Consider the following 24,983-nt stretch of genomic DNA (forward strand, 5'->3'; position numbering starts at 1 on the left):
ATTTAAGGGGCTTTTGGGGTCAAGTATGCGTCTAGATTTTTTTTAATCTGTACAATTTTATAATTATCCGTTGATATAATTATTGCTGGATCTGCAATTTTATATTTTTTATCATCTCTAAAAACGCCTGCAACATCTTTAGCGTAAGCTTCTGACTTTAAACCATGAATAACTACAAAACTTTCCGTTTTATTGTATTTGTCTAAAGACGTTGTTAATCTCTCGTAATTTTCTACCAACAAAAAGACTCTAATTGCTTCTTCGATTTTTTTAACCGTTTTTGTATCCGTATTAGCAACTTTATATAAGATCTTCCAATTTTTGTTGTCAACATCTGTAAAAGCTAGTTTTTCTAAAATTGGAACTTGTTTCTCCAAATTTTCTCTAGCACTTTTACCTTCTTCACTATTCGGATAATTATCGGCAACATTTTCCAAACCTTTTTTATAGGCTTCCAAACCATTTACTTTTCCTAAAGTATTGGCTTTTAATAATTCGTATTTAGAAACAATATCATCTCCTGAATATTGATTGATTAAATTATCAATATTTGCTAAGACTTCATCAAATTTTTCTTCTTCAAAAAGCTTATACCATTTATAATACTCTTTATCAGGACTCGAACTTGAATCGTCTGATTTGTTATTTAAAATCTGAGCATATCTGGAATCTGGGTATTTAGACGAGATTTCAGTTTTCATTGCTTCTGCTTTTGCCGGATCTGTAATTTGATAGATTTTATACAAATTATACATCGATGGCAATACTAACTTTTCTTCTGGATTGTTTTTTAATAACTGCTCCAATTTATCACTGGCCAATTTATATTCTTTAAACTTCTCCTTATATATAAGTCCTAATTGATAGTATGAAAAATTACGTTCTTTGCCTATGCTATCCATAGCTGCTTGCGTTGTTGGAAGCTGTTTTACATAATAAGCAACTGTATATTTTTCTACAACAACCGTATCTGCTATTGCATTTGCAATTTCTTGATTTTTAATTGTATCGTTTAGTGCTGCATCATTTGCAGATTTTACTCCTGCCAATCTCCAATTACCGCCTAAAGTTCGGCTTCCCCACATTTTTTTAAATTGCAGTTTTCCGTAAGCAACTGTTGTTGGGTTATAAAAATAAAATGTGCTCACATTATCATTAGAACCAGGCGGCACACCAACTAATTCAGGAACAGAAGATTTACCTAAAGATTGCGGATTAACTGCTCCGTTTCCAGAAACTTCTGCCTGAGAGTTTAAATCAATATTTACTAATCTCTCTCTTTCTTTTTCTTCTAAAAGTTTTTTAGCTTCGTCTTTCTTTTTTAGCTCTGCAATATAGTTTTCAAAATAAATTTTCTTTTCTGTTGCCGGCAAGTTGTAAACCTTAATAATACTGTCATTACGTTTTGCGATTGCTTCGTATTTTATTACTTCGTCAAGGTTTTTTCTGTTTTTTTCAATAAAGGCGTATTCTCTAGTTTTAGGATCTAGCTTAACCAAAGTACTGTCATAATACTTTGCTGCCATTATATATTCTGTATTTTTAAAATACATGTTTCCGATATTTCTATAAGCAGAAGCCATTAAATATGGATCTTTCGATTTTCTTGCTAATGATTTGTTATAGAAAACCAGAGCGTTTTTATTGTCTTTTCTTTTATCATAAAAATTACCCATCTCATAAAAAAGCACATCATAATAAGGACGGTTTTCACGATCTGCAACTAACTTATTGTACATTTTTAAGAAAATTGTATCGTTTCCGTTTTCATAATCATACATCTGAGCTTTCTTTGCATAAGCATGCATCATGTATTTACGATCTGCTTTTCTGTTTAAATCAATTACACCATCATAAAAATAATTAGCGCTGTCTTTTTTTCCTTCTTCTTGGTACATTTGTCCCAAAATAAAACGATATCTAGCGCGTTCCTCATTTTTTTTGGTAAATTGTTCTGCAATTCTTAGTTTGGCAACGGCACTATCTTTTTGTTCTAAATTCAGAAATGCTTCAGCCAAAAGCGCATTTGCATCGGCAAAAGTCTGTTTGTCTAAATCTGTTTTTTTAAGTAAGATTTTAATGTTTTTAAGAGCAATTGCATCGTTTCCTAAACGCATATTGGTCTTTTCTCTCCAGATTTTTGCGATGTAAATATTATTGCTTTCTGGGTATTTGTACAGAATATAATTGAATGCCTCAATTGCAGGAATAAAGCGTTGATCGTAATATCTCGCTTTTCCTAACATCAGATATGCTTCGTCAATCTGCCAGTTTCTCTCTCTTCCTCCAATATTCATGGAGTGTTTCTGAATCGCTTTTGTAGCTTTTGTTTCTGCTTTTTCGAAATCAGGATTTTTGGCTTTTTCTCCTTCAGAAAAATTTTCGTCGAACTGCATTTTTTCTATTGGCAGAATTTTCCAAAAATTATCTTCATTATTGGCTTGAATAGACTGAAGACCTTTATCTAAGCCAATTCCTCCATTATACAGAATATTATATTTGGTTCCGATAGAATGCGAACTTCTAGCCAAAAAAGTGTTTTTTTTGGTAGAACAAGCTATCAAAAGCAATAAAAAAACGAGAGTAAAACTATATTTAAGAGTATTCTTTTTCAATAGAAAAGAGTTTAAAACAGATAACTACTAAAAATCAGTTTTAGTATATTCATTTGTAAAAATACGCTTCTTTTTGAAATATAGAAATGCTATACCGCAAAAAACAATTCTAGTTCCTGTAAGGTTTCTCTTGAGGTCTGAATATCTTTTACAATTTCACCTTTATTAAGCGCAACTATTCGATCGCAAACTTCAACAGTATGTTGTAAGTCGTGGCTTGAAACTAAAACTGTTACATTTGGGTTTTCTGCCAGTTCTTTAATAATTTTTTTCAATCGGCTAACCGTTGTTGGGTCTAAATTTGCAAAAGGTTCGTCTAAAATTACAACTTCTGGATTTCCAATTAGCGTTGCAATAATTCCAACTTTTTTCTGGTTTCCTTTTGACAAATCTCGAAGGTATTTTTTGTTTTTTAAAATCTCTCCGTTAAAAAACTCTTCATGTTTTGCCAATAAAGCATCTACATCTGCTTTGTTCTGATTGCGCAAATCTCCAATAAAATAGAAATATTCTTCTGGTGTTAAATATCCGATAAGAAAATTTTCATCTAAAAATGAACCTGTAAAAGATTTCCAATTTTCGCTTGTATTTACTTGAATATCATTGCTTTTTATATATCCTGTTGAAGGCTGAATAAGATCTAAAAGTAAGCTGAAAAAAGTTGTTTTTCCTGCTCCATTATTTCCCACTAATCCGAAACTTTGTCCTTTTGGAATTTCAAGATTGCTAATATTTAAAACTGTTGTTCCGTTATATGTTTTTGAAAGTTGATTTACTTGTATCATGATAATTGTTGATTTTAGATTGTTGATTTTAGATTTCCAAAGAATGAAATTATCTCATTCTCAAATTGACACATTTTCTAATTAATTCTTTTGTTTGTAAGCACTTATCATACTGTATTTTTCAATTTTGTATCTTTTTTCAATTAAAGAAAATACCTTTTCCTTAAATACAAATCCAAGAATACCCGCAACGGCGACTAAAGCCAAACCAATCATTTTGTCTCCAAAATAAATTCCTAAAGCATATAAACCTACTGGCAATAAAATTTTTGGCAATGACAAAAGCATGGCATTTACATTAAAAGCTTTTTTATCTCCAAAAGCGCCACCTGCATTACTCAAATCAATTGGTGTTTTAGTGAAAGCACCACCTAAAAGAACCAAATGAGAATTTACACCTATATTATAAATTGCTCCAACAACAATAGTAAGATAAACTTCCCATCCATAAAAAAGATAAAAAGATGCCAATATCGTAGAAATAAATGTTGCAATAACAATAAGCCACCATTTTGAAGTGATATAATTTCTATACGGAATATTTTGTGTCATCATTAATTGGTAATATGAACTATCCCAACTCGGAACAAATTGACCGAAGACAAATAGAAATCCTCCAGAAACAAATATTCCGGCAAAAATATGCATCATCGCTGGCTGATGTGAGTTTCCGAAAAAAATCAATCCGTAAAATAAAAAGACAACGCTCATGATAATTGTCGTTTTCGATCTTTTATTTCTTTTAATAAGCTTAATGTCGTTTTTAAGAAATGTTCCCAAAGTTCCGAACTGATTCAACCAAGTAAGATTTTCTGTTGATGCCTCATCTTGTTTTACAGAAAGCCCTGCATCTAGATATAAATTGTTTTTAAAATATTTAAAAGTATAAATATGCAATCCGATTAATACCAATATTGGTATTAAAAACACACCTTCTATATCGTAAAAGTTTTGGAAAAACGGAGTCGTAAACAGCGTGATATCAAACAATTTATAATATTGTGCTCCAGCAAAAGTCATAATCAAAACAACAAATACAGCGAATAATTTGTCAATATTGCTTAAAATAATATTCAAAAAATTATTGATGTAAATGAATGCCATTATTCCTAAATGCCAGAAAACAATTCCGACAACATCATATCCGTTTAAAATTAACACAATCGAAAACGGAATAAAAAATAAAGCATGAACCCAATTAAAAAATGACAGCATCGTTTTTCCTAATGAGAAATGAACAATTGTCGGTTTTTTAAAAGGCAATATCAATAACGGTTTAATATTTAAAACAGGAATTGATTGCAACAATAATCGGATTATGAGATCGAACAAAAAATAATAAACTAAAAATTTGTTGACTGTTACCAAAGGTTCTAATTTCATATCCTTTAGAACATAAAATGCTCCAACTCCCATTCCGATAAAAATTACTGAAAAATAGATCATGAAAAAACCTATTAGAATTTTCATTGCCAGGTTTTTACCAAATGATGCCGATCGAATGAAAGCTTTCCATTCAAGGTAAATAAACTTCTTAATCATGGTTTATGGTTTTAGTATTTTTGTAGTAAGAGATCAAATGTAGGAAAACGTTACAAAAAAAGTTAAAAAAAATAATTTCGTGCTAATCTTTTAATAGTGGTTTGCTACTTTTGCATAAAAATTCTATCATGCCTTCATTCTTAAAACTTATAATTAAAGAGGTTAAACGTGAAACTGCAGAAGCTGTTTCTGTACTTTTTAATGTTCCCGAAGAACTAAAACCTGACTATAAATTTATAGCTGGTCAATATATAAATTTAAAATTAACACTTGATAACCAAGAAATTAGACGTGCTTATTCTATTTGCTCAGCTCCAGACAGCGGCGAATTAAGAATTGCTGTTAAAGCAGTAAAAAATGGTCTTTTTTCTCAGTTTGCCAATACAATACTTAAAGCTGGTGATGTTCTTGAAGTAGGTCAACCAGAAGGTAAATTTACTTTTGAACCAGATGCAGAAAGACAAAAAAACTATGCAGCGTTTGTTGCAGGAAGCGGAATCACGCCTGTTCTTTCTATCATAAAATCGGTTTTAAAACATGAGCCAAAGAGTTCATTTGTATTAGTTTACGGAAATAAAACTCCTGAAAACACTATTTTTCATCAAGAACTTCACGATCTGCAATTGCAATACGTAGGAAGATTTTTTGTTCATTACGTATTCAGCCAGGCAAAAGCTGAAAATGCTTTGTTTGGAAGAATCGAAAAATCGACTGTTAATTTTGTTTTGAATAACAAACACAAAGAACTTCAGTTTGATAAATTCTTCTTGTGCGGACCAGAAGACATGATTAACACGGTTTCTAATGTTTTAAAAGAGAAAAATGTAAAAGAATCAGCCATTAAGTTTGAACTTTTTACTTCTTCTTCTGAAGAACACGCAATTCAAGGCTCTCAAGAAGGACACACAAAAATTACGGTTTTGGTAGACGATGAAGAGACTACTTTTGAAATGTCTAAAAAACAAACTATTCTTGATGCTGCTTTAAAACAAGGTGTTGACGCTCCTTATTCTTGTCAAGGCGGAATCTGTAGCAGCTGTTTAGGACGTGTAACTGCAGGAAGCGCAGAAATGACTAAAAACTCAATTTTAACAGACAGCGAAATTGCAGAAGGTTTAATTTTAACTTGTCAGGCACATCCAACATCTGAAACTATTTATGTTGATTACGACGACGTATAATCGTTAAATTTTAAAATATAAAATTCCAAATTCCAACTATACAATTGGGATTTGGAATTTTTTTTTTGTTTAATTGCGTTATTTCTAATCTTTGTCAAAGTTTAAAACTTTGACAAAGATCTGGCTTGGTCCCGAGGTCTCGGGATGGCATTTAAAAATTGAAATTTAATTGAATATGAAATCTGTACGAGAAATTTTTAGAAACAAAGAATATCTTCTGGATGAACCTGAAGTTATGAAACTGGTTGATTACTGTGAAGAACTTCAGGATGAAATTGTTGAACTTAAATTTCAAAAAACCGACAATAAAGAACTTGCTTTGCTCGACATGATTAAAGAAGTTATAAAAGGATGTGACGCCATTGAAAGAGAACAAATGGAGCATGAACGCTACGGTTATGACGCACCAAATTACCAAGAAACCATTTCAAATCTAAAAAGTTATATATACCGTCGCTGCCGTGATGAAAAGATTTGGCTCTAATTGAAATAAAAGCAAAATTTTGTCGAAATATTGCTGATTTTTCATTAAATTAGAGGTGTAATTATGGTAATCTCAATCTCGTAATCTGAGAATTTGTAGAGCTAAATCAAATTTGTCAAACATTTAAACATTAAATATCATGACAGCTCACGTACAACACTTTCACCTATATCTATTTATTATGCTGGCTGTAACTGCTTCGCTATGCGTTCTGGCAGTTATCATAAAAATGAAAAACAGAAAAGGCCCTAAGTTGCTTGAAAGGGAAAAATACAACTCGACTCTAACCGATAAAATGGTAGAAGTAAAAGATACCGATTCGAATATCTTTAATATTTGGCCTTATGTAAGTAAACTTAAATCGGCTAAAGTTCTATCTAAAAAAGTTAAAGACAATGACTTAGTTTACAAGATTTACAGAGATTCAACAGAAAAGTTTGAACATATTCTATTATCAACCGAAGACAAAAACAACTTTGTTACGATTATAGTTAACAAAAAAAGAAAAAAAACAATAGGATATTCTATTCTCGATTCTGATGAAAAATATGAATTAAGAAGCAATATTGCTTAAAGATTATTATCGGGAATAACCTCAGTAAAATATTTATAGAATACAATAAAACAAAAGAAAAAAGCTCCAGCGGACGGCAAAAATATATCGCTCCGCTGGAGCTTTAATATTGTAGATGTTATTCTTTGCTATAAATATTTCGCTTCTCCGAAGCTTAGAAAAACTATTGTTTTTAGCTTTTTAATCTTTTATTAAAGCTGTTCAACAACTTTGTCAAAAACCTGTTGTGGCAAAATAGTTCTCATCGCATCTTCATAACCTTCCACAACTTTATTTCCATAAACCGAAGTTGGTAATTTTGGATATTGATTTCTATCTGAAGTCAATGCGTTTTCTAACGTTTGATTGAAAGGTAAAAATCCTGCGTATGGATGCGTTGCGCCCCAAAGCGTAACTACTTTTACTCCAAGCATTGCTGCAATATGTGCATTTCCAGAATCCATAGAAAGCATTACGTCTAGATTGCTAATTAATTGCAATTCTTGCTGAAACTTAATTTTTCCAGCCATATTAATGACATTTTCAAATGGTTCTGAAACTGAATCTAAAATTTCTATTTCTTTTTTTCCTCCGCCAAAAAGTAAAATTTTATATGAAGAATTCTCAGCCAATTTTGCGATTACTCCTTTCATTAAATCTAAAGGATAAACCTTCGAATCGTATTGAGCAAAAGGCGCAATTCCGATCAATTTTTGATTTTCATTTCCTATAATTTCAAGAATTTCAGAACTTAAAACTGCTTTTTCTGGAAAAATCGGATTCGACAAATTTAAAGGAAAACCAAGTTGTTTAAATACTTTTGCGTGTCTTTCGAACATTGTTGGCAATTGCGCAAAAATCTTATTTTCTGCTCTTGTCAGTTCTTTTTTTCCTTCTCTTCCTTTATCAACAGTTGCTCTTTTTTTTCCGCTTAAAGCGAAAAGCAAACTCACAACCTTAGATCTTAAAACATTATGAAGATCTGCAAAAGCATCGATTTTCAATTTTTTTACATCTTTATATAAACGTAAAAGTCCTGGAAATCCTTTATGTCTTTCTTTTTCATCAAAAGCAAAAAACTCTAGATTCGAAATTCCATCAAAAAAAGGTTTGAAAAATGGGCGTGAAATAACGGTCAGTTTTACCGTCGGATATTGTTTTACAAAAGCTCGTAAAACAGGAACCGTCATGGCGACATCTCCCATTGCGGATAGTCTCATGACGGCTATATGTTTGATTTTGTTGTTGGACAACTCTGCCAAATTATTTTTTATTTTGATATAAAACTGGGTTCAATTCGTCGTCATTGTACATTTTCATTTGTTTGTACACTTTCATGAATTTATCTCCATTTTCAATATCTGTCAATAATTCTTCAATTGCTGTAGATAAATCTGTTCTTTGTTCTAAAAGTACATTTAATTTTTCTTGACATTTATCTCTGTGCTCTTGAGAAGCTTCTGGACGAGTTGCTTCTTCGTGCATATGATAAATTTTTAATGCCAAAATAGACAATCTGTCAAATGCCCAAGCTGGACTTTCAGAATTGATTTTTGCTCCATCTTTAGCTTTTATGTTGCTATATTTTTGCAAAAAGTAGCTGTCGATATATTCTACCATATCTGTACGCTCTTGATTTGATGCATCAATTCTTCTTTTTAAAGTTAAGGCAGCAACTGGATCAATTTGCGGATCACGGATAATATCCTCAAAATGCCATTGAACGGTATCAATCCAATTTTTTAGATATAACAAATGCTCGAACTTATCTTTTGGATAAGGATTATTAATCGGCTGGTCAACATTATCAAATTGATGATAATCTTTGATACTTTGCTCGAAAACAGAATATGCTAATTTTGAAAACATGTATTTATTTTTTTAGAGTTACAAAGATACTTTTTATACTTTTATGCTGCGAAAAAAAGCAATTATTTTTCCTTTTCTTAGCTTTAATCATTAATAAATTAATATTTCATCATGAAAATTCATTATATATCTGAAAAAAATAGCGTTTTAAATCATTTCCTAGGGCAAATTAGAAATGTCGATGTTCAAAATGATAGCATGCGTTTTAGAAGAAATATTGAACGCATTGGAGAAATTATGGCTTATGAACTGAGCAAAATTTTACCTTACAAAGAGGTTGAAATTCAAACTCCGCTTGGCATCAAAAAAACAACACAAATTGAAACAGATTTGGTTTTATGTCCGATCTTAAGAGCTGGTTTACCGCTACATAATGGTTTTCTAAATTACTTTGATCATGCCGAAAATAGCTTTGTTTCTGCTTGCAGATTTCACCCTAATAATGATGATGAATTTGAAATTTTAGTAGAATATCAAGCGATTTCAAATTTAAATAACAAAACAGTTTTACTTCTAGATCCAATGTTGGCAACTGGACAATCTATTGTCGCTGTTCATAAAAAGTTAATGGAAAACGCTACTCCAACAGAATTTCATATTGTTGTGGTTATTGCTGCTCCAGAAGGTGTAGCGCATTTAGAAGAACATCTTCCAGAAAATTGCCATTTGTGGGTTGCTTCTTTGGATGAAAAACTAAACGAGAAAAATTACATTGTTCCTGGACTTGGCGACGCTGGTGACTTGGCTTACGGAAGTAAATTATAATTGCGAGAAAAAAGTAAACAAACTGCACACTATCAGTACATAATATACAATTTCGTTATTCAATTTTTGCTGCATATATTCAACATGGCTAGCCGCCATAATAGTTAAAGGCGCAATGCTAAATAACAATAAATCATTGCTTTTGTTTGGCGAAATAATGAAAACCAAGACAGCGATAAAAAAATATGCTACCACTTTTTTGTATGATGAATGAACAATCTGCGGTCTATTTGATAAAGTCATCAACATAGAAGTTACAAAAAACAAAGCAACTGCCGTGTATATGGAAAGTGCTGCGTTTTCGTAATTATTTTTGAAATAATCAATCTTAAAATCGATTACGGCTCTTTCGTTAAAAAAAGCTACGACATCAATATTGAAAATTAATGAAGTCATATAAAATAAAATTGCCACAGCCAAAAATGCAATAAATGGCAAAACCCAGTTTCTATAATCGCGTGAAACGTGAAAAATAATGGATATATAAACCAATATTAAGAATAAAATACTCCAAAATTGAAATAAAGAAGCTACAAAAACCCAAAATGCAGCATCAAATATTTTTTCTTTTGACGCTTTTAAAGATTGCAATGAAACTAATCTTCGAAGTGCCAGTAAAATAAAGAAATTGGCATAAATAACATTTGGATTGTTAAATATTGTCGGGAAAAATAAAAGAAATAATAAATAGAAAAGTATCGCGTAACCATTGTCTTTACTGAGTCCGTTCTTTTTTACGATAAAATTAATCATAAAAAAAGAAGCCAAAATAAAGCATAATAAACTCACTTTTTGAAATGCCAAAAAATAAGAACTTACCCAAGAAGGATCTTTAATTTGGAACATAAAAAAGAAAACCAGTATCAAAATTACAACCAACGAATAATTTAATGGCGTAGATTTTTTAAAAACACTTGTTATCATAAGGATATTTTATACTTTTGTGGTTGTAAAGATAATACTTGTTTAAAAGGAAAAACCTAACAAGTTGAAAAAAGATTTGGTTAGCCGAATTTTATCTTCAAAGCATTACACAACAATAAATAACATATAATTTTTTAAATTATGAAAGCTTTTTTCGAAGGAATTCAATACTTATTCGTTAACATTTTGTTTGCTCCTCTTGACTTTTTACGTCGTTTGGAATTAATTACATGGTTTGGTGCAAACACTATTAACTGGATTTTCATAATCATCTGCTCTGCTGCAATCGTTTATTGGATCAAACAATTACGTATTTTTGATGATGCTGGAACAGAAAACCAAGATACAACAGCTCATTCATTTTTAAAATAAAAACCAAACCCTTAATTAAAAGGGTTGGTCATTTTTATTTTTAAATTAAATCGAAACCGATATCTTTTCTAAAATACATCTTATCAAAGCTTAGTTTATCTATGTTTTGGTAAGATTTTTTTATGGCCTCTTGGAAATTATCTCCATAAGATGTTACCGCAATTACACGCCCTCCATTTGTAACGACATTTCCGTTATCTAATTTTGTTCCTGCATGAAAAACAATTGAATCTGTAATATTTTCTAATCCAGAAATTACTTTTCCTTTTTCAAAATCTTCAGGATATCCGCCAGAAACAACCATTACAGTCGTTGCGCTTCTTGGATCAACTTCTAAATTAAATTCTCCTAATTTTTGATCTGCAACAGACAAAAACAATTCAACTAAATCTGATTTTAATCTCGGAACCACAACTTCAGTTTCAGGATCTCCCATTCTTACGTTGTATTCAATTACGATTGGTTCGTTTTTCACGTTGATTAAACCAATAAATACAAAACCTTTATATTCGATTCCGTCTTTTTGGAAACCTTCGATTGTTGGTTTTACGATACGTGTTTCAATTTTTTCCATTAAAACAGAATCAACATAAGGAACTGGAGAAACTGCTCCCATTCCGCCTGTATTTAAACCTGTATCACCTTCTCCAATTCGTTTGTAATCTTTTGCCGTTGGAAGAATTTTATAGTTTTTTCCGTCCGTTAAAACAAAACAGCTTAATTCGATTCCGTCCAAAAATTCTTCGATAACAACTTTAGAACTTGCTGCTCCAAATTTCTCGTGAACCAACATGTTTCTTAATTCTGTTTTTGCTTCTTCAAGATCTTGAATAATCAAAACTCCTTTTCCTGCAGCTAAACCGTCTGCTTTTAAAACGTAAGGCGGTTGTAAAGTTTCTAAGAAATCACATCCTTTCTCCACTGTTTCGGCAGTAAAACTATCGTAAGCTGCTGTTGGAATATTATGTTTCATCAAGAATTCTTTCGCAAATTCTTTACTTCCTTCTAATTGAGCACCTAATTTAGATGGTCCGATAACTGGAATATGTTTTAAACTTTCGTCGTTTTTAAAAAAATCGTAAATACCTTTTACCAATGGATCTTCTGGTCCTACGACTACTAAACTTATATTTTCTTTAAGTACTAAAGCTTTTACGGCTTCAAAATCTGTCGCAGATATTGCCACATTTTCAGCAATTGCAGCAGTTCCTGCATTTCCAGGTACTACAAAAAGTTTTTCGCAAAGCGGACTTTGAGTCATTTTCCATGCAAATGCATGCTCTCTTCCGCCTGATCCCAATAATAAAATTGTCATGGTGTTGTTGTATTTTAGTTGTGGTGCAAAAATAGTCGCTTTTGAGCTTAAATAATAATTTTTTTTACTTACTTTTGACGTTAGTAACGCGAAAGGTATGATAATATCATTTGGGTCGAAAGAAACTGAAAAAATTTGGAATGGTATCGCTGTCAAAAAAACATCAATTGAAATACAGCAAATTGGCAGGAGAAAACTCAGAATGCTTCATAATTCTCAAAATTTAACCGATTTAAAAATTCCGCCTTCTAATCGCTTGGAAAAATTAAGCGGAAATTTAAAAGACTTTTATAGCATTAGAATTAATAATCAATGGCGTATCATTTTTGTTTGGGAAAATGGAAATGCTTCAAATGTTGAAATTGTTGATTATCATTAAAATGAATGAAAAAATGGAAAAATTAAAAAATATACATCCCGGCGAAATTTTATCTGAAGAATTTTTAATTCCGCTTAATATTACACCGTACCGTTTATCAAAAGATCTGAAAATTCCACAGACCAGAATTTCTGAAATTATTAAAGGAAATAGAAGAATTACTGCCGATACAGCTTTACGATTGAGTCATTATTTTGGAAATTCAGCAAAATTTTGGCTTGGGCTTCAAGACGATTTTGATATTGAAGAAGAAGAGTCAAATAAAGGTCAAGAATTAAAATCAATAAAACGTTACGATTTAAAAGAAGCTGTTTAATGATTTCCCTTTTTGATCTTTCCCTTCAATTAAATGGTTTTCCGTTAAAGAAAGCCAAATCTGAATTGGAGAAAATTATCCATTTATCTGAAGAAGAATTTATCACTTTTCTTGAAAACAAAAAGAAAGAAATCGTCGATTTTCATCTTAATCATAATTCCTTTTACAAAGATTTAGTTGGAGATAAAACTGATGGAAACTGGGAAAATCTTCCAATACTAAACAAACAAAATTTACAAAAACCTCTTGAAGAAAGACTTTCAAAAGGTTATTCCAAGAAAAACATTTACCTCAACAAAACTTCCGGATCAAGCGGAACTCCTTTTGTTTTTGCAAAAGATAAATATTCTCATGCCTTAACTTGGTCTTCGATTATAATGCGTTTTGGGTGGTTTGGAATTGATTTTAATAATTCATACCAAGCGCGTTTTTACGGAATTCCATTAGATTTTATCGGATATCAAAAAGAACGTTTCAAAGATTTTCTGACACATCGTTTTCGTTTTCCTGTTTTTGATTTATCTGATGCCGTTTTAGAAAAATTTCTACAGAAATTCAAAACCAAAAAGTTCGATTACATCAATGGTTATACAAGTTCTATCGTTTTGTTTGCTAAATATTTAGAACAAAAAAATATAATCTTAAATGACGTTTGCCCGACTTTAAAAGCTTGTTTTGTTACTTCTGAAATGCTTTTTGAAACGGATAAAATATTACTAGAAAAACAAATTGGAATTCCAATTATAAGAGAATATGGCGCGTCTGAATTGGATTTGATTGCTTTTGAAAATCCTGAAGGTGAATGGCAAATAAACTCAGAAACACTATTTGTTGAAATTTTAGACGAGAATAATAATCCTGTTCCACATGGAACAGAAGGTAAAATTGTGATTACTTCTTTATTCAATAAGGTAAATCCTTTTATACGATATGAAATTGGCGACATCGGAATTTTAGACGAAAAAAGTACGCTTCAAAAACCAATTCTCAAAAAACTAATTGGAAGAACCAATGATGTTGCAATTCTTCCAAGTGGAAAAAAATCGCCTGGATTGACTTTTTATTATGTAACCAAAAGTATTATTGAAGACGATGGAAACATAAAAGAATTCATCATTAAACAAACAAAATTAGATTCTTTTGAAATCGAGTATGTTTCTGATGCAGCATTAGTTTCTGAACAAATTCAAAAAATAAAAGAAGCGATAGATTTGTATTTAGAACCCAATTTAAACTTCACTTTTACACGAAAAATTTTTTTAGAAAGATCCAATCGTGGAAAATTAAAACAGTTTCAATCTTATCTATAAATATAAATAAAATCTTACATTTGTTTTTTCTAATAAAAACTTATGGCCGATATATCTCTACTTTCTGAAGAAACAATTTCTAATAAAATATATTTTATACGTGGTCAAAAAGTGATGCTTGATGGCGATTTGGCATTACTTTATGGGATAGAGACCAAAGTATTAAAGCAAGCTGTTAAAAGAAATTTATCAAGATTTCCCGATGATTTTATGTTTGAACTTACTAAGATTGAATCCGATTCTCTAAGGTCACAAATTGTGACCTTAGAGAAAGGAAGAGGTAAATATCAAAAATATTTACCCTTTGCTTTTACAGAATATGGAGTTCTAATGTTATCAAGCGTTCTAAAAAGCGACAAAGCAATACAAACCAATATTCAAATCATGAGGATTTTCACGAAAGTGAGACAAATGCTTTTGGACACAACAGAAATTAAAGTGGATATACTGCAGATTCAAAAGAAGTTAGAAAATCATGATAAAAACATTGAATTGGTTTTTTCTTATTTAGATGAATTGACGGAGAAAAAAGAAAACGAATCTGAAAGAGTGAAAATTGGTTATAAAAAATAACTTTCGAAATTTCCAAGGTCACAAATTGTGACCTTGGAAACTTATTGAAAATGATGCAAATCTTTAAGGTCGCAAATTGCGACCTTAAAGATTGGAGGTCACAAGTTGTGACCTCCAATAAGATTTCTTTCATAATCCTCTTCAAAACTTAAATTTTTAAACATAACTAAATCTTCCAATTTATCGAGATTCCAATTTAAACTTTACTTTTGCTGAAGAAAGTTTTTAGAAAGAATTTATGAAAATTACCATAATTGCAGGTGCAAGACCAAACTTTATAAAAATAGCGCCTATTATTAATGCTATAAAAAGCAAGCAAAATGAAGGTTTTGATATTTCATTTCGTTTGGTGCACACAGGTCAGCATTATGATAAAAACTTAAGCGATACTTTTTTTGAAGAATTAAATATTCCGCAACCAGATGTAAATTTGGAAGTAAAAAGTGGTTCTCAGGCAGAACAAACTGCTGCAATTATGATTGCCTTTGAAAAAGAATTACTTCAAAATCCGTGCGATTTGGTTTTGGTTGTCGGCGATGTTAATTCAACAATGGCATGCTCTATTGTCGCCAAAAAGTGCCATACAAAAGTGGCACATGTTGAAGCCGGAATTCGCTCTGGAGACTTGACAATGCCCGAAGAAATCAACAGAATGTTAACGGACAGCATCACAGATTACTTTTTTACAACATCTACATCGGCTTCAGAAAATTTACTGAAATTGGGTTCTGATCCGGAAAATGTTCATTTTGTGGGCAATGTTATGATTGATACTTTATATCAGAATATCGATAGAAGTTCGGCACCGGGTTTTTGGAATGAACACCAATTAAAAGAAAAAAATTACATCATTCTGACTTTACATCGTCCAGCAAATGTTGATGAAGTTTCATCTCTAATCGATTTGCTTCATGGAATTGATTCTTTAGTCAATGACAAAAAAATAATTTTTCCTATTCATCCAAGAACGCAGGCAATTTTGAGCGAAAGCAAAATCGAATTTAAAAACATCCTTTTTGTTTCGCCTCAAGGTTATTTAAATTTCATGTATTTAATCAAAAATAGTTTTGCGGTTATTACAGACAGCGGCGGAATTTCTGAAGAAACAACTGTTCTTGAAATTCCATGTTTTACGATGCGTGATAACACAGAAAGACCTGAAACAGAAACTATTGGAACGAACACAATTGTAGGAACTTCTTTTGAAAATCTGAAAAAAGTTTTTGGTTCATTTTTACAAAATGGCGCTAGAAAAAGCGGTATTCCAGAATTGTGGGACGGAAAAGCATCGGAAAGAATTGTTTCAATTTTATTGGATAAATAATGAACGACATTTTAATTATATCTAATTATTATCCGCCAGAAAAAGGTGCCGCTGCAAACAGAATTGAGCAATTGGCGCTGAAATTAAACCAAAACGGATATGAAGTTTCGGTAATTTCTCCGCTTCCAAATTATCCAAAAGGAGCGATTTTTCCAGAATACAAGGGCAAATTCTCCGTTACAGAAAAAATTCAAAATATTACTTTAAAACGGCTTTGGATTTATGCGAGCAATAGTTCTAATATTTTTAAAAGAATTATTTCAACGTTTTCTTTCTCAACTTTTTTATTTCTCTACTTATTATTTGCCAAAACACCTAAAAAAGTAATTGTGCAATCTCCGCCTTTATTGTTGTCTTTTACAGCTGTTTTTGCGCTTTGGATTAAAAGAAAAAAAATAATCGTGAACGTCTCTGATCTTTGGCCAACCGCAGCAATTGAACTTGACGTTTTAAAGAAAAACAGTATTTCGCATAAACTCCTACTATTTATAGAACGTTTCATTTACAAAAAAGCAACGCATATTTTCGGTCAATCCAATGAAATTATAGATCATATTCATTCTATATTTCCAAAAAAAAAATGCTTTTTATATCGTAATTATCCTGATCATTTTGTGGAAAATAATGTCCATGAAAATAAAAATTCTAACGAACCAATAAAATTGTTTTACGCTGGATTATTAGGCGTTGCACAAGGAGTTTTCGAACTTATTCAAAAGTTAGATTTAGAACATTTAAATGTCGAATTGCATATTTTTGGAGACGGCGCAGAGAAAGCTCAAATTGTGGATTATATGAATCAAAATCCGATGCAGAAAATTATTTTTCATGGAATGTTAGAACGTAATATTCTGCATGAAAAATTAATGACTTTGGATATCGCTCTTGTTCCTTTAAAAACAAGAATTTACGGTTCTGTTCCTTCAAAAATATTTGAATACAGCGCTTTAGGTTTTCCTGTTTTGTATTTTGGCGGTGGCGAAGGCGAAAATATTGTAGAAGAAAATAATCTGGGTTGGGTTGTTCCTGTTGAAGATTTTAATGGTTTAAATGTTGCTTTAAAACAGATTTCAGAAATAGATAAAAATGAAATTCAAGCCATGAAAAACAGAATTTTTGTTCATGCCAAACAGAATTTTAATCTCGATAAACAAATGAAAGATTTAATTGAAAATGATGCCTTTTGAAGCAATTTCAATTAAATGAAAAAGGGGAAATGTTTTTTAAGCATTTCCCTTTTTTTTATTTTATATAACTCGAAAAATCTTTGTGTTCTTCTTTAGCAAGTTCTTCTGCAGACAATGATTTAAAATACTCATACGTAATTTTCATTCCTTCTGCTCGATTTACTTTGGCTTCCCAACCTAACAATTTTTTTGCTTTTCTCGTGTCTGGTTGGCGCTGTAAAGGATCATTTACTGGTAAAGGATGATATACTACCTTTTGGTTTGTTCCTGTCAGTTTAATGATTTCTTCTGCAAAATCTTTAATCGTGATTTCGTCTGGATTTCCAATATTTACCGGATAAACATAATCTGAATGCAATAATCTGAAAATACCTTCAACTTGATCGTCTACATAACAAAAAGAACGTGTCTGCATTCCGTCTCCGAAAATCGTTAAATCTTCTCCACGCAAAGCCTGTCCGATAAAAGCAGGAATTACGCGTCCGTCGTTTAATCGCATTCTTGGTCCGTAGGTATTAAAAATACGAACGATTCTAGTTTCTACACCATGAAAAGTATGATATGCCATTGTTATGGATTCCTGAAAACGCTTAGCTTCATCATAAACACCACGCGGACCAATTGTATTTACGTTTCCGTAATATTCTTCGGTTTGCGGATGCACTAACGGATCTCCATAAACTTCTGATGTTGATGCAATTAAAATTCTTGCTTTTTTAACTCTAGCTAATCCTAATAAATTGTGCGTTCCTAAAGATCCAACTTTTAAGGTTTGAATCGGAATTTTTAAATAATCTATCGGACTTGCCGGTGAAGCAAAATGCAAGATATAATCTAAATCGCCTGGAACATGAACAAACTTGGTAATATCATGATGATAAAATTCGAAGTTTTCTAGTTTGAATAAATGTTCAATATTTTTAAGATCTCCAGTAATAAGATTGTCCATTCCGATTACAAAGTAACCTTCTTTGATGAATCTGTCACATAAATGTGATCCTAAAAATCCTGCTGCTCCGGTAATAAGTATTCTTTTCATGATAATTGTTTAGTCAACGCAAATTTAGCTGATTTGAAAACTATTTTTCTGATATATTCTAACTTTGTCTTTATATCAAAGTGCGTTTATGCGCTTTAAACTTAGTTTCAACAAATTCCTTAATTTCTTTTTCAAATCGATCTTTTGAAAATTTAACCGCGTGTTCGCGAATCACTTTTGGATCGAAAGTTTTGGTTTGAAAATGAAGTACGGCGTCTTTTATTTTTTCAACCGATTGTTCTGCAAAGAAAATTCCTGTTTCATTTTCAATAACAGTTTCAAGAGTTCCTCCTTTTGATAAAGCAATAACAGGAGTTCCGCAGGCTTGTGCTTCGACTGGAATAATTCCAAAATCTTCTTCGGCGGCAAAAACAAATCCTTTTGCTTTTTGCATTAAAGCTCTCAATTTTTTATTCTCTACAAAACCAACAAATTCAATATTTTTTTTGGCAATTTTTTGAAGTTTTTCCAGCTCTGGTCCTTCACCTGCAACAATTAGTTTTAGATCTGGCAATTCATTAAAAACCTCAACAATTAATTGCGTTTTTTTGTATGGAACCAACCTAGAAGCTGTTAAAAAATATTCTTCTTTTGTTTCTTCTAAAGTAAAAAAATCAACATCAACCGGAGGGTAAATTACAACCGATTCTTTATTGTAGGTTTTTTTTATTCTTTGTGCAATATGCTTAGAATTGGCTATAAAATAATCTACATTTTCTGAATTGGAAAGATCCCATTTCTGAATTTTATCTAAAACAGATTTTGCATACAAGCCTTTTAAACCTTTGGTTAATCCGGCGTCTTTTAAATATTGCTCTCTCAAATCCCAGGCGTAACGCATTGGCGAATGGCAATAACAAATATGAAGCTGATTTTTGCCAACCTTAATTCCTTTTGCAACAGCAGAAGAAGAACTAATTATTAAATCAAAATCGCTTAAATCAAATTGTTCTATTGCAATTGGAAATAACTGCAAAAATTTTCGATGATTTTTCTTTACTGTAGGTAGTTTTTGAATAAAGCTTGTTTTTGCTTTTTTTCCGTTTAAAATAAATTTGCGATCTTCATCATTCAAAAAATCAATAAGGGCAAAATGATCAAAATCATTCCAAATTGAATTTATTGAATGAATCACTTTTTCAGCACCTCCATTTACATAATACCAATCGCTAATTAGGGCTTTTTTCATTTTTATTGCATTATTTTTCTTGTAAGATAATAAACGTAATAAGCGTTTTTACCAAAAGTGATATTTAAAAAATATAAAGTTTTTGGAATCCAATGATCGAACAAATCTAATTTTTTTAATTCAGATTTTAGTTCTTTTAAAGTTTCTTTAGAAACTCCTACATTCATTTCAAAAACATGAAACGATTGCCTGATCATTAATTCTTTTCGCAAATCTTCTCGAATTTCAATATTATATTCATTACCAACATCTTTCCCAATATCTAGAACTCCTTTCCACATTGAGGCTCTTCCTTTTGCTGAATAAGATCCAGGAATGTGAAGGTTTCCATCCTTTTCAGAATTTCCAAATAAAGGCGGGTTTCCTGCTCTTCCTCCTACTGGCGGATTTGCTAAATAACCAATTCCGGTAGTACAGAAAGCATTTGCTGCCAAGTAAATTTGATAAAACAAAGTTCCGTCATATCTATCTGTAGCTAGTTTTTTTGCCCATTCTTTATTAATAACCAATCCTCCAACAAAACCACAAATTCTGAAAATCATTTTTGGTGAATCGTTTTTTCCGACAATAGCTTCATTTGGTAAAAACCTAGAAATTCCGAGTGGTTTATTTATGTCTTTTTCAAACCGAATAAAAGGTCTTGAAATCATTGCAATGGATTCATTTCTTTTACAAAAATCGTCAATTTCATTTAAGCCTCTTTTCAAAAACAAATCGTCATTTCCAATTAATATTACCCATTTATAAAGAGCTAAATCAATCAATTTACGGATATTAGCATCGTAACCTAAGTTTTTTTCGTTTTCTATGTATGAAACGATTACATTTTGGGTGTTAAAAATGATTTGATATTTTTCTGCTACCGCACGTATTTCGTTTCTTTCTTTAGAAAAATCTTCGCAAATTATAACTTCGTTTGGCAACATATCCATTTCATTAATAGATTTTAATAAATCTTCAAATTCATTTGGTCTGCCGTAAGCGGGAATTGCGATACTATATCCTTGTGTCATTTTTATATTAAAAAAACTTACATTTTCTGATTTTATCAAAAATATAATTTTAATTTGTATTTGCTTGAAATAAACAATCAAGTTTCTGTTTTAAATTTAACAACAAACTGTATAGTGCTTAAAAACATCTCATTGAGCTTTGGAATAAATTTTATTAATTTATTGTTTCCATTGTTATTAATTCCGTTTTACATCAAAACATTTGGAATTGATATTTACGGTTTAATTGCGGTATCAATGGCATTTATCAATATCGTCTCCGTTTTATATGATTATTCCTGGTATGCATTTGCGCCAATAGAAATTCAAAAAGTTAAAAATGAGCCGAATTTAATCAATCAATATATTTCAAAAATCATTAATTGCAAGATTGCAGTATTTGTGCCTTCTATTCTTTTATTGCTGGTTTTTATTTTATGTTCTGAAATAAAATACAATCTGATTTTTTCCTTTTCACTACTAGTATTTCTGTTTTCGAGATCTCAAAATAACCTCTGTTTTTTTATCGGATTGGATAAAGTTTTTCCTTATTTTATTATCAACTCGATTGTAAAAGTTGGCTGTATCGTACTGATTTTTATCACTCTTGTTGAAAAAACAGATTATCAGTTTGTTTTTTACTATCTAGGAATATCTGACATTCTAATTTTCATTTTTTCGACTTTATATTTAATCCAAAAAAATGATTTTAAGTATAGCATTTCTTCCTTTTCAGAAATTTGGGAGGAACTTGTTTTTGGTTATAAATTGTTTTTAACCAACCTTACGATATGTGCGCTGATGAATTCAAGCACGATAATTCTAAGTGTCTTTTTTGACAATACTATCGTTGGAATTTATAATGTTGCTGAGAAAATCATCATGCTTTGCAAACAATCGATTAGTGTTTTATTTCAAGGTGTTTATTTTAAAGCTTGTGAAATTGGAGCCACAAAAATTAAACAGCTCAACCATTTTCTGAAATCCGTTTTTTGGGCTTATTTTTTAATGTATGGTTTTGGAGGTCTTTTATTAGTCTTTTTTCCAAATTTGATTATTAGTCTTTTAAGTTCTGAATTTACTTTAAATTCTTCTATTTACCTGATTTATCTTGCTCCAATTCCGCTTATTAGTGCTTTAAATCAATCGGCTTATATGTCGTTATTGCTTCATCATAAAAAAGATATTTATTTTAATGCGCATCTTTACGGATTGATTATCAATATCATTCTTTCTTTTACGCTATGTTATTTTATGAAAGTAAATGGAATCATAATATCTTTAATTTTAACCGAGATATTTATAACTGTTTATCTCAATTTTGCGATTGTTAAAAACGATGAATTAAATTTTTTCAAGAATAAAATTGGCTAAAATGAATTTTTCAAAAAAACTTATTAAGAACGTATTTTATTTGTTTGTCGCTTCAACTTTAATCTATTTTGTTGAAGCTTTTCAATCTATTATGATGATTGCTACAGCTTTACTATTATTAAGTTTTGCTAAATTAAAAGATTTTAAAATTTCAAAAAAAAATGCTCCATTTCTATTTTCTTTTGTCATTTTAGCTTTTTATTACACGCTGTTTTTTAGTTCAAAAAGTATAAAACTAATTGCTGAAAGTTTACTTTTATTTATTATTCCGCTTTTAAGCGTTTATTTATATCAATTCGAAGAATTTTCTAAAGACCTAAAAAAAATACAATTTGCCTACAGTATTTCTTTGAGTTTATTGTGTTTGTATTTTGTGGGATTCTATATTTATGATATTCCAAATCATCATTTCGATTGGTATTTAGCACGCTATGATTTAGAATTTTACAATAAAATACATGGCACGTATATCTGTTTATGGATTGCAATTGCTATTTTATTTCTTGCAGATCTTACCTCTGGATTTAAACAGTTTTCTTTGCCGAAAAAGATTTTATTTGGTGTAATGTTCGCCCTTTTATTTTCAGGCTTAATTATTTACAATTCTAGAAATATTATTGTTGGACTTATTATAATTTCTGGAATTAGATTTTTCTTATTGAAAAAACAAAACAAAACGATTTCAAAAAAGGTACTTTTTCTAGTTTTATTTGCCGTTATAGCCGTTATTTTGTTATCGAGACGTTATGTAGACGATATTCGTTTTTTATTCGAAAATTCGTTTAAAAACTCAACCCGGTATGCGGCTTGGTCTTGCAGCGCACAATTAATTTACGATTCTAATTTTTTAGGAATGGATTTTAATCTAATTCAGGAAAAATTAAACGAATGTTATGTTCCTTTTCATAGTTTGGAATTAACAAAATTCAAAATAAACTCGCACAATCAATATCTTGATTTTTTATTAAAAGGTGGAATTTTGATGTTTTTAGCTTTTATTTCGACCTTATTTGTAAAAATTAAATATGCTCTTAAAAGTCAAAATTACTTGTATTTATCACTAACAATCTTGTTTGTTATTTCTTTTATAACAGAAAACATTCTAGTGAGACAATACGGAATGTACAGTTATTTTTTATGTGATGTTTTGTTTCTCGGTTCTATTCTGGAAATAAAAATCATGGTAGAAACAAAGTAGAAAAATACTAAAGTCGGTATATACAACATACAGCCATCGCTGCAGCAAACAAATAAATAAGTCATGCAGCCAACTAAATATAGAAAATTATTGTTCTTGGTTGTAATGGCAATATAAACCGGCATAAAAAAGGAAAGGCAAAATAATAGTATCCCGACAAAGCCAAGTTGTTTAAAAATAGATATATACACAATTTCTTCAATAAATTTAAAAGTTTGGCTTCCAAAAAAACTTAATCCGCTCAATTGTCTGATTTGCTCAATTCTTCCTCCCAGTTTTGAATCTAAAATAAATCCAGATAATGAACCGTATTGAAAATAACGATTCATGAAAAATGTCCCAATAACAATCAAAATTAATCCCAGCAAAGCGTAAATTCTAATTAGTCTGAAAATGCTGTCTTTGTAAATCAGTATAAAATAAAACAGCAAACCAAGCCAAACAGTTCTTGACAATGTGAGTATTAACGCCAAAATTACAATCATCAATTTTATCTTAGAAGTGTTTTTTTGATGAAAGATTGGAAACAACATTAAAATACAGACTCCAAAAATATTTCCGTTATTATAGGTAGAAATCAGCTTATAAAGCGAACCTCTCATATTGTATTTTCCTTCCAATGTCCCTAAATCGTCTGCGTTTACAGTAACATACGGAATTTCAATATAATGACCTGTAACTTGTTTGAAAATAAAAAGTAAAACGCCGTATAAAGAAACCAGAAATACTGCTTGAACTATCTTTTTTTCGATAAATCCATACTCTATTTTCTTTAAAAAAGGACTTAGAAACAAGTAAAAAAATAGTGGCAAAAATGCAAAACTGACATAGAAAGCCACAAGATTTCCAAGTGAACCAGAATATCCTCTAAAAATCAGATTTAGAGAGAAATACAAAACAAACGGCAGCGTTGCTAAATAACAAATAAGATGTTTGGACTGTACAAAAAAGGTCTTTTTTTCGAGTAATATGGTAATTAAAAGCAGAAAAAGAAATCCTAAATAAAGATAACCCCAAGTAAAAGGTATTCCTGCTATTTTGAATCCTCCCTTTGGAAGATAAACCAAAAATAGCAGTCCAATAAAAAAAAGATACTCTCTAATTTTTTCGTTATTCAAAATAAGTTTAAAATTAAAACGCATCTTTTTTATTCTTTTTTCTTGGTATTTATTTAATATTTAAGTCTTTGAAGTTCATCCTTTAGTTCATTACTGCCCATTAAAAAAGGATCGTACTGATTGTTGATAACACTTAATTTATAACCGTAATAATTCGGATCCCAAGTCACAAATTCGTTAGTATAAAAGTACTTTTTGTAAGCATCAAAATCGCCGTTTATAACTTTTGAATTATGTTGAATAGAGATATTTTTAATCGTAACATTCTGTTGTGTAGTATTATAACCTAAATCTACTCTAATATTTTCAGGAAAAACTTTTTCTGGAAAATTGATTACAATTTTTTGCATTTCGTCTGATGCATAAACAGGTCTAAAAACAGAGTTTTCATCTTTCCATTCTCCGCCTTCAACTAAATAAAAAACCTGCAGTTTATCATTTTTAGCAAAAATACCTTCAATCGTAACTGTAAAAATATCCTTTTTCTTGGCTTGATTTTCTTCCTTTTTTTCGCAAGATGATACTAATAAAGCAATTAGAATGCAGGCTGAAATGACTTTTAATTTCATTTTAAAAAAT

25 protein-coding genes are annotated in these 24,983 nt (G+C 30.6%); 13 read left to right on the top strand and 12 right to left on the bottom strand.

Annotation, left to right across the window (positions count from 1 at the left end; all coding sequences use genetic code 11):
- Window positions 1-2 precede the first annotated feature (2 nt).
- The 3 genes from P0R33_RS12560 to P0R33_RS12570 form a co-directional block, all read right to left on the bottom strand.
- A complete protein-coding gene (locus tag P0R33_RS12560; protein WP_276171479.1) occupies window positions 3-2,615 on the bottom strand; it encodes a tetratricopeptide repeat protein in 2,613 nt (870 codons plus the stop codon).
- An 89-nt stretch (window positions 2,616-2,704) separates the two neighbouring features.
- A complete protein-coding gene (locus tag P0R33_RS12565) occupies window positions 2,705-3,400 on the bottom strand; it encodes an ABC transporter ATP-binding protein (protein WP_276171481.1) in 696 nt (231 codons plus the stop codon).
- 81 nt (window positions 3,401-3,481) lie between these two features.
- Complete coding sequence (locus P0R33_RS12570; protein ID WP_276171483.1) at window positions 3,482-4,942, bottom strand: DUF5687 family protein; 1,461 nt, start codon at window positions 4,940-4,942, stop codon at window positions 3,482-3,484.
- A 128-nt stretch (window positions 4,943-5,070) separates the two neighbouring features.
- Here P0R33_RS12570 and P0R33_RS12575 point away from each other — a divergent pair, with 128 nt between their 5' ends.
- The 3 genes from P0R33_RS12575 (at window position 5,071) to P0R33_RS12585 (ending at window position 7,181) form a co-directional block, all read left to right on the top strand.
- On the top strand, window positions 5,071-6,123 hold the full coding sequence (locus P0R33_RS12575; protein ID WP_276171485.1) for a ferredoxin--NADP reductase: 1,053 nt from the start codon (window positions 5,071-5,073) through the stop codon (window positions 6,121-6,123).
- Between the two features lie 175 nt (window positions 6,124-6,298).
- Window positions 6,299-6,607 (top strand): hypothetical protein, encoded by a 309-nt coding sequence (locus P0R33_RS12580; protein ID WP_276171487.1) that lies wholly within the window; start codon window positions 6,299-6,301, stop codon window positions 6,605-6,607.
- Window positions 6,608-6,746: 139 nt separating this feature from the next.
- Window positions 6,747-7,181, top strand: a complete 435-nt coding sequence (locus P0R33_RS12585; RefSeq protein WP_276171489.1) for a hypothetical protein — start codon at window positions 6,747-6,749, stop codon at window positions 7,179-7,181.
- Window positions 7,182-7,372: 191 nt separating this feature from the next.
- Here the strand turns inward: P0R33_RS12585 and P0R33_RS12590 are convergent, their stop codons facing one another.
- Both P0R33_RS12590 and P0R33_RS12595 read right to left on the bottom strand, forming a co-directional pair.
- Window positions 7,373-8,380: a glycosyltransferase family 9 protein gene (locus tag P0R33_RS12590; RefSeq protein ID WP_276171491.1), complete on the bottom strand. Its 1,008-nt coding sequence runs from the start codon at window positions 8,378-8,380 to the stop codon at window positions 7,373-7,375.
- A gap of 43 nt (window positions 8,381-8,423) precedes the next feature.
- On the bottom strand, window positions 8,424-9,029 hold the full coding sequence (locus tag P0R33_RS12595; RefSeq protein ID WP_184158772.1) for a DUF4254 domain-containing protein: 606 nt from the start codon (window positions 9,027-9,029) through the stop codon (window positions 8,424-8,426).
- A 111-nt stretch (window positions 9,030-9,140) separates the two neighbouring features.
- Between P0R33_RS12595 and upp the strand changes: the two genes are divergently transcribed.
- Window positions 9,141-9,794, top strand: a complete 654-nt coding sequence (gene upp / locus P0R33_RS12600; RefSeq protein WP_276171493.1) for a uracil phosphoribosyltransferase — start codon at window positions 9,141-9,143, stop codon at window positions 9,792-9,794.
- On the opposite strand, the gene P0R33_RS12605 is transcribed toward upp, so the two are convergent.
- Window positions 9,789-10,718: a DUF6427 family protein gene (locus P0R33_RS12605; RefSeq protein ID WP_276171495.1), complete on the bottom strand. Its 930-nt coding sequence runs from the start codon at window positions 10,716-10,718 to the stop codon at window positions 9,789-9,791. The genes upp and P0R33_RS12605 overlap by 6 nt on opposite strands.
- Before the next feature lie 141 nt (window positions 10,719-10,859).
- Here P0R33_RS12605 and P0R33_RS12610 point away from each other — a divergent pair, with 141 nt between their 5' ends.
- On the top strand, window positions 10,860-11,090 hold the full coding sequence (locus P0R33_RS12610) for a uracil phosphoribosyltransferase (RefSeq protein WP_276171497.1): 231 nt from the start codon (window positions 10,860-10,862) through the stop codon (window positions 11,088-11,090).
- Between the two features lie 40 nt (window positions 11,091-11,130).
- Here the strand turns inward: P0R33_RS12610 and purD are convergent, their stop codons facing one another.
- Complete coding sequence (gene purD / locus P0R33_RS12615) at window positions 11,131-12,405, bottom strand: phosphoribosylamine--glycine ligase (RefSeq protein ID WP_276171499.1); 1,275 nt, start codon at window positions 12,403-12,405, stop codon at window positions 11,131-11,133.
- Between the two features lie 97 nt (window positions 12,406-12,502).
- Between purD and P0R33_RS12620 the strand changes: the two genes are divergently transcribed.
- From P0R33_RS12620 to P0R33_RS12645, 6 genes are all read left to right on the top strand, one after another.
- Window positions 12,503-12,784, top strand: coding sequence for a type II toxin-antitoxin system RelE/ParE family toxin (locus P0R33_RS12620; protein WP_276171501.1), 282 nt, complete (start codon window positions 12,503-12,505; stop codon window positions 12,782-12,784).
- Window positions 12,785-12,797: 13 nt separating this feature from the next.
- On the top strand, window positions 12,798-13,100 hold the full coding sequence (locus tag P0R33_RS12625; protein ID WP_229353605.1) for a HigA family addiction module antitoxin: 303 nt from the start codon (window positions 12,798-12,800) through the stop codon (window positions 13,098-13,100).
- A complete protein-coding gene (locus P0R33_RS12630; RefSeq protein WP_276171503.1) occupies window positions 13,100-14,410 on the top strand; it encodes a phenylacetate--CoA ligase family protein in 1,311 nt (436 codons plus the stop codon). The genes P0R33_RS12625 and P0R33_RS12630 overlap by 1 nt, the downstream gene beginning before the upstream one ends.
- Window positions 14,411-14,452: 42 nt before the next feature.
- Window positions 14,453-14,983 (top strand): ORF6N domain-containing protein, encoded by a 531-nt coding sequence (locus P0R33_RS12635; RefSeq protein ID WP_276171505.1) that lies wholly within the window; start codon window positions 14,453-14,455, stop codon window positions 14,981-14,983.
- Between the two features lie 238 nt (window positions 14,984-15,221).
- On the top strand, window positions 15,222-16,307 hold the full coding sequence (wecB, locus tag P0R33_RS12640) for a UDP-N-acetylglucosamine 2-epimerase (non-hydrolyzing) (RefSeq protein ID WP_276171506.1): 1,086 nt from the start codon (window positions 15,222-15,224) through the stop codon (window positions 16,305-16,307).
- The gene (locus tag P0R33_RS12645; RefSeq protein WP_276171508.1) at window positions 16,307-17,494 is read left to right on the top strand and encodes a glycosyltransferase family 4 protein; all 1,188 of its coding nucleotides are present in this window, start codon (window positions 16,307-16,309) and stop codon (window positions 17,492-17,494) included. The genes wecB and P0R33_RS12645 overlap by 1 nt, the downstream gene beginning before the upstream one ends.
- Before the next feature lie 55 nt (window positions 17,495-17,549).
- Here P0R33_RS12645 and P0R33_RS12650 read toward each other — a convergent pair whose 3' ends face one another.
- From P0R33_RS12650 to P0R33_RS12660, 3 genes are all read right to left on the bottom strand, one after another.
- Entirely contained in the window at window positions 17,550-18,533 is a 984-nt protein-coding gene (locus P0R33_RS12650) for a UDP-glucuronic acid decarboxylase family protein (protein WP_276171510.1), read from the bottom strand.
- A 70-nt stretch (window positions 18,534-18,603) separates the two neighbouring features.
- On the bottom strand, window positions 18,604-19,722 hold the full coding sequence (locus P0R33_RS12655) for a glycosyltransferase (protein ID WP_276171512.1): 1,119 nt from the start codon (window positions 19,720-19,722) through the stop codon (window positions 18,604-18,606).
- Window positions 19,723-19,724: 2 nt separating this feature from the next.
- Window positions 19,725-20,735 carry a glycosyltransferase gene (locus P0R33_RS12660; protein WP_276171514.1) on the bottom strand — a complete coding sequence of 337 codons (1,011 nt, stop codon included), beginning with the start codon at window positions 20,733-20,735 and terminating at the stop codon, window positions 19,725-19,727.
- A 114-nt stretch (window positions 20,736-20,849) separates the two neighbouring features.
- Here P0R33_RS12660 and P0R33_RS12665 point away from each other — a divergent pair, with 114 nt between their 5' ends.
- On the top strand, window positions 20,850-22,088 hold the full coding sequence (locus P0R33_RS12665; RefSeq protein WP_276171516.1) for an oligosaccharide flippase family protein: 1,239 nt from the start codon (window positions 20,850-20,852) through the stop codon (window positions 22,086-22,088).
- A gap of 1 nt (window position 22,089) precedes the next feature.
- Window positions 22,090-23,286 (top strand): O-antigen ligase family protein, encoded by a 1,197-nt coding sequence (locus tag P0R33_RS12670; RefSeq protein ID WP_276171518.1) that lies wholly within the window; start codon window positions 22,090-22,092, stop codon window positions 23,284-23,286.
- On the opposite strand, the gene P0R33_RS12675 is transcribed toward P0R33_RS12670, so the two are convergent.
- Both P0R33_RS12675 and P0R33_RS12680 read right to left on the bottom strand, forming a co-directional pair.
- The gene (locus P0R33_RS12675) at window positions 23,217-24,428 is read right to left on the bottom strand and encodes a hypothetical protein (protein ID WP_276171520.1); all 1,212 of its coding nucleotides are present in this window, start codon (window positions 24,426-24,428) and stop codon (window positions 23,217-23,219) included. The two genes, P0R33_RS12670 and P0R33_RS12675, sit on opposite strands and share 70 nt — an antisense overlap.
- 29 nt (window positions 24,429-24,457) lie before the next feature.
- Complete coding sequence (locus tag P0R33_RS12680) at window positions 24,458-24,973, bottom strand: hypothetical protein (RefSeq protein ID WP_276171522.1); 516 nt, start codon at window positions 24,971-24,973, stop codon at window positions 24,458-24,460.
- Window positions 24,974-24,983 lie beyond the last annotated feature (10 nt).

Origin of the sequence: Flavobacterium sp. YJ01 (assembly GCF_029320955.1) — a bacterium.
GTDB lineage: Bacteria > Bacteroidota > Bacteroidia > Flavobacteriales > Flavobacteriaceae > Flavobacterium.

Bases quoted from the DNA above. Each gene is read 5' to 3' on its own strand.
- P0R33_RS12580 (WP_276171487.1), top strand. From the start codon at position 6,299: ATGAAATCTGTACGAGAAATTTTTAGAAACAAAGAATATCTTCTGGAT.
- P0R33_RS12635 (WP_276171505.1), top strand. From the start codon at position 14,453: ATGGCCGATATATCTCTACTTTCTGAAGAAACAATTTCTAATAAAATA.
- P0R33_RS12610 (WP_276171497.1), top strand. From the start codon at position 10,860: ATGAAAGCTTTTTTCGAAGGAATTCAATACTTATTCGTTAACATTTTG.
- P0R33_RS12630 (WP_276171503.1), top strand. From the start codon at position 13,100: ATGATTTCCCTTTTTGATCTTTCCCTTCAATTAAATGGTTTTCCGTTA.
- P0R33_RS12650 (WP_276171510.1), bottom strand. From the start codon at position 18,533: ATGAAAAGAATACTTATTACCGGAGCAGCAGGATTTTTAGGATCACAT.
- P0R33_RS12565 (WP_276171481.1), bottom strand. From the start codon at position 3,400: ATGATACAAGTAAATCAACTTTCAAAAACATATAACGGAACAACAGTT.
- P0R33_RS12605 (WP_276171495.1), bottom strand. From the start codon at position 10,718: ATGATAACAAGTGTTTTTAAAAAATCTACGCCATTAAATTATTCGTTG.
- wecB (WP_276171506.1), top strand. From the start codon at position 15,222: ATGAAAATTACCATAATTGCAGGTGCAAGACCAAACTTTATAAAAATA.
- upp (WP_276171493.1), top strand. From the start codon at position 9,141: ATGAAAATTCATTATATATCTGAAAAAAATAGCGTTTTAAATCATTTC.
- P0R33_RS12620 (WP_276171501.1), top strand. From the start codon at position 12,503: ATGATAATATCATTTGGGTCGAAAGAAACTGAAAAAATTTGGAATGGT.
- P0R33_RS12575 (WP_276171485.1), top strand. From the start codon at position 5,071: ATGCCTTCATTCTTAAAACTTATAATTAAAGAGGTTAAACGTGAAACT.
- P0R33_RS12660 (WP_276171514.1), bottom strand. From the start codon at position 20,735: ATGACACAAGGATATAGTATCGCAATTCCCGCTTACGGCAGACCAAAT.
- P0R33_RS12655 (WP_276171512.1), bottom strand. From the start codon at position 19,722: ATGAAAAAAGCCCTAATTAGCGATTGGTATTATGTAAATGGAGGTGCT.
- purD (WP_276171499.1), bottom strand. From the start codon at position 12,405: ATGACAATTTTATTATTGGGATCAGGCGGAAGAGAGCATGCATTTGCA.
- P0R33_RS12595 (WP_184158772.1), bottom strand. From the start codon at position 9,029: ATGTTTTCAAAATTAGCATATTCTGTTTTCGAGCAAAGTATCAAAGAT.
- P0R33_RS12590 (WP_276171491.1), bottom strand. From the start codon at position 8,380: ATGAGACTATCCGCAATGGGAGATGTCGCCATGACGGTTCCTGTTTTA.
- P0R33_RS12585 (WP_276171489.1), top strand. From the start codon at position 6,747: ATGACAGCTCACGTACAACACTTTCACCTATATCTATTTATTATGCTG.
- P0R33_RS12680 (WP_276171522.1), bottom strand. From the start codon at position 24,973: ATGAAATTAAAAGTCATTTCAGCCTGCATTCTAATTGCTTTATTAGTA.
- P0R33_RS12625 (WP_229353605.1), top strand. From the start codon at position 12,798: ATGGAAAAATTAAAAAATATACATCCCGGCGAAATTTTATCTGAAGAA.
- P0R33_RS12670 (WP_276171518.1), top strand. From the start codon at position 22,090: ATGAATTTTTCAAAAAAACTTATTAAGAACGTATTTTATTTGTTTGTC.
- P0R33_RS12570 (WP_276171483.1), bottom strand. From the start codon at position 4,942: ATGATTAAGAAGTTTATTTACCTTGAATGGAAAGCTTTCATTCGATCG.
- P0R33_RS12675 (WP_276171520.1), bottom strand. From the start codon at position 24,428: ATGCGTTTTAATTTTAAACTTATTTTGAATAACGAAAAAATTAGAGAG.
- P0R33_RS12645 (WP_276171508.1), top strand. From the start codon at position 16,307: ATGAACGACATTTTAATTATATCTAATTATTATCCGCCAGAAAAAGGT.